The organism is Clostridium sp. LS (assembly GCF_002760435.1).
GTDB lineage: Bacteria > Bacillota > Clostridia > Clostridiales > Clostridiaceae > Clostridium.
On the sequence record NZ_AUUU01000008.1, the window covers coordinates 1 to 11,095 of the forward strand.

General features: G+C 29.8%; 14 protein-coding genes. All 14 read left to right on the forward strand.

The window, feature by feature from the left end:
* Nucleotides 1-366 (forward strand): DUF6790 family protein (locus tag COL3_RS28515; RefSeq protein WP_180277913.1); only part of this gene is annotated, 366 nt, incomplete at its 5' end.
* 493 nt (nucleotides 367-859) lie between these two features.
* Entirely contained in the window at nucleotides 860-1,270 is a 411-nt protein-coding gene (locus COL3_RS02040; protein ID WP_008424637.1) for a peptide deformylase, read from the forward strand.
* Nucleotides 1,271-1,662: 392 nt separating this feature from the next.
* Nucleotides 1,663-2,226: a flavin reductase family protein gene (locus COL3_RS02045; protein WP_008424638.1), complete on the forward strand. Its 564-nt coding sequence runs from the start codon at nucleotides 1,663-1,665 to the stop codon at nucleotides 2,224-2,226.
* Between the two features lie 178 nt (nucleotides 2,227-2,404).
* Nucleotides 2,405-3,268: a GNAT family N-acetyltransferase gene (locus COL3_RS02050; protein ID WP_035283547.1), complete on the forward strand. Its 864-nt coding sequence runs from the start codon at nucleotides 2,405-2,407 to the stop codon at nucleotides 3,266-3,268.
* A gap of 75 nt (nucleotides 3,269-3,343) precedes the next feature.
* Complete coding sequence (locus tag COL3_RS02055) at nucleotides 3,344-3,994, forward strand: class I SAM-dependent methyltransferase (protein WP_008424640.1); 651 nt, start codon at nucleotides 3,344-3,346, stop codon at nucleotides 3,992-3,994.
* A 151-nt stretch (nucleotides 3,995-4,145) separates the two neighbouring features.
* Entirely contained in the window at nucleotides 4,146-4,679 is a 534-nt protein-coding gene (locus tag COL3_RS02060) for a DUF4342 domain-containing protein (RefSeq protein ID WP_008424641.1), read from the forward strand.
* 153 nt (nucleotides 4,680-4,832) lie between these two features.
* On the forward strand, nucleotides 4,833-5,387 hold the full coding sequence (locus COL3_RS02065; protein WP_008424642.1) for a hypothetical protein: 555 nt from the start codon (nucleotides 4,833-4,835) through the stop codon (nucleotides 5,385-5,387).
* A complete protein-coding gene (locus tag COL3_RS02070) occupies nucleotides 5,380-6,060 on the forward strand; it encodes a response regulator transcription factor (RefSeq protein WP_008424643.1) in 681 nt (226 codons plus the stop codon). Before COL3_RS02065 ends, COL3_RS02070 begins: the two co-directional genes overlap by 8 nt.
* The gene (locus tag COL3_RS02075; protein WP_008424645.1) at nucleotides 6,053-7,315 is read left to right on the forward strand and encodes a HAMP domain-containing sensor histidine kinase; all 1,263 of its coding nucleotides are present in this window, start codon (nucleotides 6,053-6,055) and stop codon (nucleotides 7,313-7,315) included. The genes COL3_RS02070 and COL3_RS02075 overlap by 8 nt, the downstream gene beginning before the upstream one ends.
* A gap of 114 nt (nucleotides 7,316-7,429) precedes the next feature.
* Complete coding sequence (locus COL3_RS02080; protein WP_008424646.1) at nucleotides 7,430-8,044, forward strand: sugar O-acetyltransferase; 615 nt, start codon at nucleotides 7,430-7,432, stop codon at nucleotides 8,042-8,044.
* Nucleotides 8,045-8,088: 44 nt separating this feature from the next.
* Complete coding sequence (locus tag COL3_RS02085; protein WP_008424648.1) at nucleotides 8,089-8,478, forward strand: VOC family protein; 390 nt, start codon at nucleotides 8,089-8,091, stop codon at nucleotides 8,476-8,478.
* Between the two features lie 242 nt (nucleotides 8,479-8,720).
* The gene (locus COL3_RS02090; RefSeq protein ID WP_008424650.1) at nucleotides 8,721-9,197 is read left to right on the forward strand and encodes a DUF2975 domain-containing protein; all 477 of its coding nucleotides are present in this window, start codon (nucleotides 8,721-8,723) and stop codon (nucleotides 9,195-9,197) included.
* 54 nt (nucleotides 9,198-9,251) lie between these two features.
* Nucleotides 9,252-9,461, forward strand: a complete 210-nt coding sequence (locus COL3_RS02095; RefSeq protein WP_008424653.1) for a helix-turn-helix transcriptional regulator — start codon at nucleotides 9,252-9,254, stop codon at nucleotides 9,459-9,461.
* Between the two features lie 44 nt (nucleotides 9,462-9,505).
* Complete coding sequence (locus COL3_RS02100) at nucleotides 9,506-10,849, forward strand: radical SAM protein (protein ID WP_008424655.1); 1,344 nt, start codon at nucleotides 9,506-9,508, stop codon at nucleotides 10,847-10,849.
* Nucleotides 10,850-11,095: the final 246 nt, after the last annotated feature.

Genomic DNA, 11,095 nt, shown 5'->3' on the forward strand with positions numbered 1-11,095 from the left:
TTGCTGTTTTATCAATTAGTGATAACAGTAGCGTTAACAGGAATTCAAGGTTTCTTAGGACATGTACTTAAATCCGATATGGTAGCAGAATATATAGGATGGGAAAAAGGAAGTCCATTTCAAAAAGAATTAGGATATGCTGAATTGGGATATGGAATTTCAGGAATATTATGCATCTGGATGGGTAAAGATTTTTGGTTAGCAACAATAATAACATTTAGTGTATTATCTGTTGGTGCAACAATGGTACACATAAAAGAAATGATAAAAAGAAAAAATTTTAAGCCTGGAAATTCTTTTATGATATTACCAGATTTAATTACACCACTATCGCTGATTGTATTATATGTTATATCAACATTATAGTTATTACGAGCAATAATATTAATGAGAAGTTTTGAATGTAATTTTTACAAAAATTACTTAAGTAGAACGAACTCCTGAAAAAATACAAATTCTCATTATTTATATACTCATTAGGATAATAATTAGAAGGAAAGAGCATCATATTGAATTGGACTATGTTGTGTTCATAATGGTAAGTTGATGCAACTAGGCGAAAAAATACTTAAATACTAAATAAGGCTTAGGGTAATTAATGGTGAACCGTATGCATGAACAACAAAATAAATGCAATATCATTAAATATTGAAGCATAAGCCAATGATATTATAAGTGTCATTGGTTTATGTTATAATTTTTTTTGAGTTAAGGATGTGTATTAGGTGAAGAACTTATAGTTAATTATAGGAAAGGATATAGTCAAGCAAATTTATTTTATAAGGTTAGGTTATATGATATATTTTAAAATCAAATCTTATTTTCTATAAAAAATATAACTGAAAAAGAGGGATAAATTATGATAAAACCAATTGTAAAAGATATATTGTTTTTAGGACAAAAATCAGAAGAGGCAACTAAAAATGATACAGAAGTAATTGATGATTTAATAGATACATTAAGAGCAAACTTAGAGAATTGTGTTGGTTTGGCTGGTAATATGATTGGAGTAAAAAAGCGTATATTGGTATTTACTGTAGGCAACATTATTGTGCCTATGATAAATCCGGTTATATTAAAGAAGGAAAAGCTTTATGAAACAGAAGAGAGTTGTTTATCTTTAATTGGCTTTAGAAAAACAAAGAGATATGAAATGATAGAGGTGGAGTATCTTGATAGAAATTTTAAGAAGCAAAAGCAAATGTTTACTGGATTTACAGCACAAATAATTCAACATGAAATGGATCATTTTGAAGGTATAATAATCTAATTGAGTAATTAAAACAGTACTTACTATAAGAAAAGGCTGTCGCGTGAATATAATATAAAAAATATGGTGAAATTTATCCCAAAATTATTTCTTGGGGACACACGTCTAAGTAAGAAGGATAGAGTTGGGAAGAAAGTCTTACAAAATTAAAGTTCCGATTATTTATAGAACGTAAATAGAATTAATTAAGAAAAGACATTCCTAGCATTAAAGAAGCATAATGTATAGTTATTTATAATCCTGCCAAGTGGAAATACTATGCATTTTACTTATTTATGGGCATAATCTATCTATATGTTAACTTATAAAGAAGAAACAGTCTATATTTTTTAAAATTTATCTATATAATTATTATTGTTGCAACAAATAAATAATTGGATTGGAGAAAAAATATGATAAAGAAGAAAATTGCAAATATCCCTTTTGGGCCATTCATTACGGTTTTAGCAGGAGCGATGGTTAATGGAAAGCCAAACTATGCCACATTAGGTGCATATGGTGTTGTAAGTGAGAAGCCTGTATTGCATATTTCATTGAAAAATTCCCATTATACAACTTCAGGAGTAGTGGAAAATGGATTCTTTAGTGTAAACATACCATCCTCTGAATTTGTTGATAAGACTGACTTTTGTGGATGCGTCTCAGGTAATAAAGAAGATAAATCAAGTGTTTTTGATTCGTTTTATGATGATGCAGGAAATGCACCGATGATAAAAGAATGTCCTGTAAATTATCTTTGTAAGGTAATACAGACAATTCCTATATTTGATTTTACTATGTTTATTGGGGAAATTATTTCAGTATATGTGAATGAAGGCAGCCTGGAAAATGGAAAACCAAATGCTCTAAAAGTTAAACCGACAATAATGATGGGTTCAGGGTACTTTGATATAAATGATAGAGTTGGTTCACTATTTCAAACATATAGTACCAGAAGTACAGATGATCCCAAATAACAAGTATTATATAAAGATACAATTTTAAGTAATGAAAATGCCTTAACCTAGAAAAGAGGCTACCTAATGTGTTTAGGTGGCTTATTTTTGTTTATGAATTAAGTGTGAGGTTGTTTGTGGAAATATATTGATGTTATTATTAAGTGGTATGAAGAATGATTTTGAGAGAGTGATAACAATGAAATACACTTATATTAAAGCTTATAAAGATAATGATAAAATGCGTGAAAGTCTTAATAAATTAGCTGAAAAAACTTTTTGTATTAATTTTGAAAACTGGTACTCTAATGGTTTTTGGGGAGATAAGTTCATTCCACATTCTTTGGTAGATGGGGATAAGATCATAGCCCATGTGTCTGTTAATCTAATGGATTTCGATTTGGATGATACAAAGAAACATTATATTCAAATTGGCACGGTTATGACAGATAAAGATTATCGCAGTCAGGGTTTAAGTCGCTACCTTATACAAAAGGTAATCGATGAGTATAAAGAAAATTCAGATGGAATATATTTATTTGGAAATGATAGCGTCGTAAATTTTTATCCTAAATTCGGATTTATAAAAAGTAAGGAATATCAGTATAGTAAAGATATTTATTCAATGAATAATGTAAAAGAAATCCAACAGGTTGATATGTCTGACAAGGTTAAATGGGAAGATTTTTTCAACACTGTAAAGAGTAGTGTAAGTAACGATAGGTTTACTATGAACAATCCAGGATTAGTTGCATTTTGGACAAGATGGAGCAGTTCGGTTTATTATCTGTCTGAAGAGAATGCATATATTATCGCAGATGTTAAAGGAGAGGAGCTTTTTATTAAACAAATAATAGCGAGTCATAAAGTGAACTTAGAAATAGTAATCAACTCTTTTGGCAGTGATATTAAAAAGGTAACCCTTGGATTCACGCCTTATGATGTAACTGGATATGACATAAACGAGCATCATGAAGACGACTGTACAGTATTTATTTTAGGAAAAGATTTAGAGTGCATAGAAAATAAGAAATTAATATTTCCAACTTTATCGCATGCTTAGATTGGAAATTAAATTTATTTATAGATTTCCTCACTTTATACCGTATGGATATCAGTAATAGAAAGGGGTGAAAATATGGCAATAGAACAAATGAGCAATTTTTTTACTGCTCGTGTAAATGGATATGATGAGCATATGATCAAAAATGTAGAAGGATGTAAAGAAGGTTATGTCAAAATGGCAGAACTATTACCCAAGGAGGCTAATGAATTACTAGATTTAGGTTGTGGTACTGGATTAGAGCTTGATGAGATATTTAAAACTAAACCTATTATTAATGTAACTGGTGTAGATTTGACTCAAGCAATGCTGGACAAACTAAAACAAAAACATCCTGATAAAAATTTGACGTTGATTAATGCAAGCTATTTTGATTATGATTTTGGTATTTCTAAATATGATACAGCAGTATCTTTTCAAACTTTACACCATTTTTCACATGAAGACAAACTTAAATTGTATATAAAAATTTTTAATGCATTAAAAACTAATGGTCAATATATTGAATGTGATTATATGGTAGAAAATCAGCAAGAGGAAGATTTTTATTATAGCGAAAATAAACGAATACGTAAGGAACAGAATATTCTAGATGGAAAATTTTATCATTATGACACGCCATGCACAATTGATAATCAAATTAAGCTGTTATCTAAAGCTGGTTTTAAAACTGTGAAAATGAACTGGAGGATGGAAAATACCACAATAATTGTTGCTAAAAAGTAAGGAGATTTCTTCCTAAAAAGAGTCTGCATTATATTTTTAAAAAATCATTTGATTTTAATCTGATTTTAATCTTTCTTATATTTTAGATTAATTTTTGCTGAGTATTATATAAGCAAGATAAGTTAATAAAAAGTTTTGGAGGATGATTAATATGGAAAGAAATGAAATGGTTAAAATTTTGATGGAAAAGGCTAAAATAAGCTATGAAGAAGCTGAGGAAGTGTTACAAAAATGCGATTTTGATCTTCTAGATTCTATAATTTATTTAGAAAGAAACGGAAAAATTGAAAATGATGCAGCTAATACAATTATAGAAGTAGCTGAAGAAAGTAAAAAAGAAAAAAATGAAAATCATGAGAAGAAAAGCGGAGGAATAGGAGAAGTTATTGGTAGAATAATTAAGTTTATAGGGAAAGCTATAGGCAAGGGAAATGAAAATTATTTTGAAATAAAGAAAGAAAGCAAAAAGCCAATAAAGATATCTCTAACTATATCAGCAATTTTACTTATAATTGCATTTTGGCCTGCAATGATACTACTATTAGTTGGTTTATTTTTCGGATATAAGTACTCAATAACAGGTCCTGATATTAAAACTGATAAAGTGAATGATATTTTAAATAAAGCTTCAGAGTCAGCTGATAACATTAAAGATGATTTTAAAGAAGGATATAAAGGTTGCTAATTAATAGGTGAAATACTTAGAGGTTTTGAAATAATTCGAAGCCTCTTATTTTTTACTAAGAAGGAATTATATGTTGATTAACTAAGCCACTTTTTATGTATATTAAAACGTTAGGTTAAATGGTATAATTTAACTTGATATGGAGGGTTACTTATGGAAAATCATAAGCTTGTAGATAAGTTGAAAAATGAAGCAAATATAAGTTATGAGGAAGCAAAAATTGCGCTAGAAAAGTCAAATTGGGATATACTGGAGGCGATACTTTATCTAGAAGAAAAAGGAAGAGTTCAAAAGCCTTCTATTAGTGTATTTTATACTAATCAATATAGTGAAAATTATAAAAATAACAAGATAATTAGTAATAGGGATCAAGAGAATAATTATAATAATGCAAAAAAGGATACTACCTTCGAAGGAATTTTTGTTAAAGTATGCAAAATAATAGATACATGGAACAATATTTTCTTTGAAATAAAGAAAGAAAGTAAAGTGTTCCTTAAGATTCCTGTTACTGTAATTATATTGTTATTAATATTTGCTTTTTGGATGATTATACCTTTATATATAGTAGGTCTTTTCTTTGAATTAGAATTTTCGCTATTAGGAAAGAGAGGAGAAATAAACAAGATTAATCATGTGCTTAAAGTAATATCAACAAATATAAAAAAGGTAAAAGATAAATTAAAAAGGGGATCTAATAATGGTTAAAATTTTAATTGTTGAGGATGATGAAAAACTTGCAAGATTCGTAGAGTTAGAATTATTACATGAAGGGTACGAAATAGTAAAAGCGGATAATGGAAGAGTGGGTCTTGAAATAACTGAGAAGGGTGAAATAGATTTAGTACTTCTTGATATAATGATTCCGCAAATAAATGGGTTAGAAGTATTACGTAGAATTAGAAAAACTTCAGATTTACCAGTTATAATGCTAACTGCTAGAGATGCTGTTATGGATAAGGTATCTGGACTTGATGCAGGAGCAGATGATTATATAACAAAACCTTTTGCAATAGAAGAGTTATTAGCAAGAATAAGAACAGCTCTTAAAAAGAGAACTGTTGTTGAAAGAAAGGATACAGACATAATAAGCTGCGGATTATTGTCTTTAGATAAGATAAGACATAAGGTAATGTATGATAAAACAGAAATAGAATTAACAAACAGGGAATTTACTTTACTGAAAATTTTATTGGAAAATAAGAATATAGTTTTAAGTAGAGATATACTAATGGAAAAAGTATGTGGCTATGATTATATTGGAGAAACTAATGTAATAGATGTTTATGTAAGATTCTTAAGGACCAAAATAGACGATGCATTTAAAATAAAGATAATATCCACCGTGCGTGGAGTAGGATACGTTATAAAAGATGAGTAAAGCGAATAAAGGCAAAAACGTTACATCTATTGCAATAAAGCTGAATTCTATTTTTGTAAGAAAACTATTTTTTAAATATCTTTGGATTGATGCACTTTTAATAATCTTTCTCATTGCATATTGGTGCATAGATGGAGAAATTAATTTCTATGGGGAATTAATGATGAATGCCAAAAGAGCATTTGCTTTCTTTCCTTTAGAGAGCTCCACATATACAGTAGTTTGGGATAATGGCAAAACGATGGTTAAAGATGCAAGCAGTTTTTTATATATGGTCGAAAGAGTGGTTAAAGCTATAGCTATTATAGAGGTATTATCTCTACTTAAAGAAATTATCTTTGGGACAATGAAAATTAGAAAGACTCTAAAACCACTTGATGAAATAGCTAAAACCGCCAGTAGGCTTGGCAATATTACTTTTGATGAAGAGAAATTTCAAAATCTTGAAGACGCCATCTCTAAAATCAGCCCTATAATCTCAGATGAAAAAATTTATACTGGGGACAGTGAGCTCCATGGATTAGAAGAGGCAATAAACAACCTTTTAGAAAGAATGAGAGATTCTTATAGACAACAGGCAAGGTTTGTCTCTGATGCATCACATGAACTTAGAACTCCAATTTCAGTAATTCAAGGTTATGCTAATATGCTGGATCGTTGGGGAAAAAAAGATGAAAGTGTACTGAACGAATCCATTGAAGCAATAAAAAGCGAATCTGAAAACATGAAAAATCTAGTAGAGCAATTATTATTTTTAGCTCGAGGAATTAACGGTAAAACGCGAATTAATGGTGCTGAGTTTTTATTAAATGATATGATGAATGAAGTTCTTGAAGAGTCAAAGATGATAGATGAAAGGCATATATATAGGTACTGCAATTCAGAAGAAATAATTGTTTATGGTGATATAGGCCTGCTCAAGCAGGCTGCTAGAATACTAATTGAAAATGCGGCTAAGTATACTGATGAAAATGAAATTATAACATTAAAATCTGGGATAAATGAGAAAGGGGAACCTTATTTTTCAGTTCAGGATAATGGTATAGGAATGGCTGAAGAGGATATACCACATATTTTTGAGCGATTCTTTAGAGCAGATACAGCAAGGGTTAGAAAGAATGGAGGTACTGGTTTGGGGCTGTCCATTGCTAAGTGGATTATTGATGGCCACAAGGGATATTTTTCTGTATTAAGTAGAAAAGGCATTGGTACAAGGATAACAATATTTTTACCTAGAAATTCAACAAAGTTTTAATTGAAGGAATTATTGTTGGATAAACAAAAATATAAAGTACCTTAAGGTGATTAGTTCTTAATAACTAATTCAAAATAATTATAGAATAAAGATAATGAAAAGGGGAATTGGAAAATGAATCATAAAGAGAGAATGTTGGCAGGGCTGCCATACAAGGCTTGGCTAGATGGACTTAGTGAAGAAAGAATGGAAAATAAGTTAAAAATACATGAGTATAATTTACTTCGTCCAGATGAAGTGAGTAGGATGGACGAAGTGATAAAAGATATTTTAGGTAAAACTGGCGAAAAAGTTTTTATAGATCAGCCATTTCACTGTGATTATGGTAAAAATATTGAGATTGGTAATAACTTTTTCGCTAATTATAATTGCACAATATTAGATGTAGGAAAGGTGATTATAGGTGAAAATGTACAATTTGCACCAAATGTTTCTCTATATACTGCAGGACATCCAATACATCCTGACTCACGAAATTCTGGATATGAATATGGTATTAGCATAACGATAGGAGATAATGTCTGGCTTGGCGGAAGTGTTGTTGTAAATCCTGGAGTTAATATTGGAAATAATGTTGTTATCGGGGCAGGAAGTGTAGTTACTAAAGATATTCCAGATAATGTGGTAGCAGTGGGAAATCCATGCAAGGTTATTCGTGAGATTACAGAAGAAGATCGTAAGTATTACTATAAAAATAACGAGTTCGATGTTGATGACTACAACGTTTAGAAATATTTTATAAATTAAAAAGTATAACTAAAGGATGTGTTAATATGAAAATTGAACATGTGGCTATATGGACTAAGGATATAGAAAAATTAAGAGATTTTTATGTTACTTATTTTGATGGTGTTGCCGGAGATAAATACACTAATCACAAAAAACAATTTGAGTCATACTTTATTAAATTTGATTCAGGGGCAAGGCTTGAAGTTATGCAGATGCCTACAATTCCTTCGAATTTAAATGATACTGTTAACCAATATATAGGTTTAATTCATATTGCTATTTCTGTAGGCAGTGCTCACAAGGTCAACAATCTTACTGAATCATTAAGAAAAGCAGGTTATGAGGTAGTAAGTGAACCGCGTTATACTGGAGATGGTTATTATGAGAGTTGTATTTTAGATCCAGACGGGAACCGAATAGAGATAACAGAGTAAAGTTGATACTTTTATTAGTACTTAATAAGTCAATTATAAAAAACCAAACAATTTCTTAATACCGTAAAATTTAGAGATGAATTTTACGGTGTTTTTATGTCATATTTTTACACCTTAAATTATTGACCTAAAAGTATTGAAAATAGAATAAAGCAATAAATATGTTGTGTGTAATAATAAAAAATTATTGATAAACAATAAATGATATGTTAAAATGACAATAAATAAGTGAGGTGTTTTTTGTGAAACGATGTTCAACAATTTTCTTAAAGATAGCTGTTGTTATTATTGGAATTCCGATTTTTGCTCTATGCATATTTGGGTTGATTTGGCTAACTAAGAATCCAGCAAATCCAGATTACGCCTATATGCTATATCCGATTTTAATAGGCATATATGCATCTGCTATACCGTTTTTCATTGCTCTATATCAAGCTTTAAGACTTTTAAACTATATTGACAAGAATATAGCTTTCTCTATATTATCTGTAAAGACTTTAAAGAATATAAAATATTGTGCAGTCGTAATCTGTACCCTATATGTGGTAATAATACCATTTGTTTACGTCGTAGCAGAGAAAGATGATGCCCCAGGTCTCATAATAATCGGATTAGCACCTATCTTTGCTTCGTTAGTAATTGCAGTTTTTGCTGCTGTACTTCAAAGGCTTTTAAAAGAAGCTATAGATATGAAATCAGAAAATGACTTAACTATATAGAGCATCAGTATAGTAATCTTGATGTGAGGAATTAGGAATATAGGAGGGAATAGCATGGCTATTATAATTAATATTGATGTGATGCTGGCTAAAAGGAAAATGAGTGTAACAGAACTTACGGAGAAGGTTGGAATAACAATGGCAAATCTCTCTATATTAAAGAACGGAAAGGCAAAAGCTATTAGATTCTCAACCTTAGAGGCAATATGTAAAGCTTTGGACTGCCAACCGGGTGATATTTTAGAATACAAAAATGATGAATAAAGGAAAATTATTATTTAACTCTAATTACTTAAGGAGGCAATATCATGAAAATTAAATTAATTCAACCTGCAATGCTGCCAAGGCCAATGGATACAAAATTAAAAACAAGAATGTCTCCTTCATTAGCTTTATTAACAATAGCAAACCTTACGTCTAAGGAACATGAAGTTATTATTGAGAATGAAAATGTTGAAAAAATTAAATTTGATGAACCTGTTGATTTAGTCGCAATAACTGTTACTGTTGATGTTATGAATAGAGCAGTAGAAATATCAAAGGAGTTTAAAAAGCGTGGTGTTAAAGTAATTGCGGGTGGAATACATATAACATCGGATCCAGAGGGTGCTTCAGATAGCTTTGATGCAATAATTGTAGGGATGGCGGAGAGAGTATGGGCAAAAGTCCTTAAGGATATAGATAATAATTCAGTTAAAAAGATATATTATGATATGGAAAATATTCGTGGAAAGGAAATAGTATCACCTAAATATGATATTATTGATAATAAGAAGTATTTATATACTAATATTATTAGTGCAAGCAGGGGATGCCCTTTTCAATGTGATTTCTGCTATAATAGCTGCACTAATTCTCTTAAAACTTATATTAATAGGCCCATAGAAGATGTAATTAAAGATATTAAAGCATTAAAAACGAGACACATAATGTTTATTGATGATAATTTTATTGGAAATCCTAAGTGGACTAGAGAATTTTTAAAGGAAATAAAACCTCTGAAATTAAAATGGAATGCAGCAGTAACTTCTAATATAGTGGACATGCCTGAATTATTAGATGAAATGAAAGAATCAGGATGCCAAAGCCTTTTTATAGGTTTTGAAAGTATAAACAGTAAGTCCATAGAAAGTGTCCATAAAGCTCAAAATAGTGTAAGCAGGTATGAGAAACTTGTAGATGAAATTCATAAAAGGGGCATAATGATAAATGCAAGTTTCGTTTTTGGATTAGACGAGGATGACGCGTCTATATTTAAGTGTACATTAGATTGGATCGTTAAAAACAAAATAGAAACGGTAACTTCTCATATAATGACACCATATCCAGGCACAAAGTTATATTCATCATTATTAAAAGAAAATAGAATAGTGGATTATAATTTATCTAATTATAATACTTCCCATGTTGTATATAAGCCAAAGAATATGACTGCTGAAGAATTATATAATGGCTACCTATGGATATATAAAGAAGTATATACGTTTAAAAATATAATAAGAAGACTGCCAAAATCAAAAAAACAATGGATTCCATTTTTAGCTTTTAATTTTCTTTATAGAAAGTTCGGAAAGCTAACTGAACTATTATGTAGTATAGTTTCGTTTGAGACTATAGGAAGATTTTCTAGATGGGTAGCCTATAGAATTTAGGACTGGAGGAGAACCAAGTAAAGATGGAGGTGGTTCTCCATCTTATTTTGTTTTTGAAAAAAGTTGATGATAAATCCTGTAAAAATAAAGAGTTGTATATGCTAATAAGAGAAAAAGTAAAATAATGATTACGGATATGTTACAATTAACATATAATGGTAATGTATTGAATGGAATTTATAGAGTTACTACCATGCGCGTAAAGTTAATGAGTATTTTAACAGTAAAAGCATATGTTTACAGTTA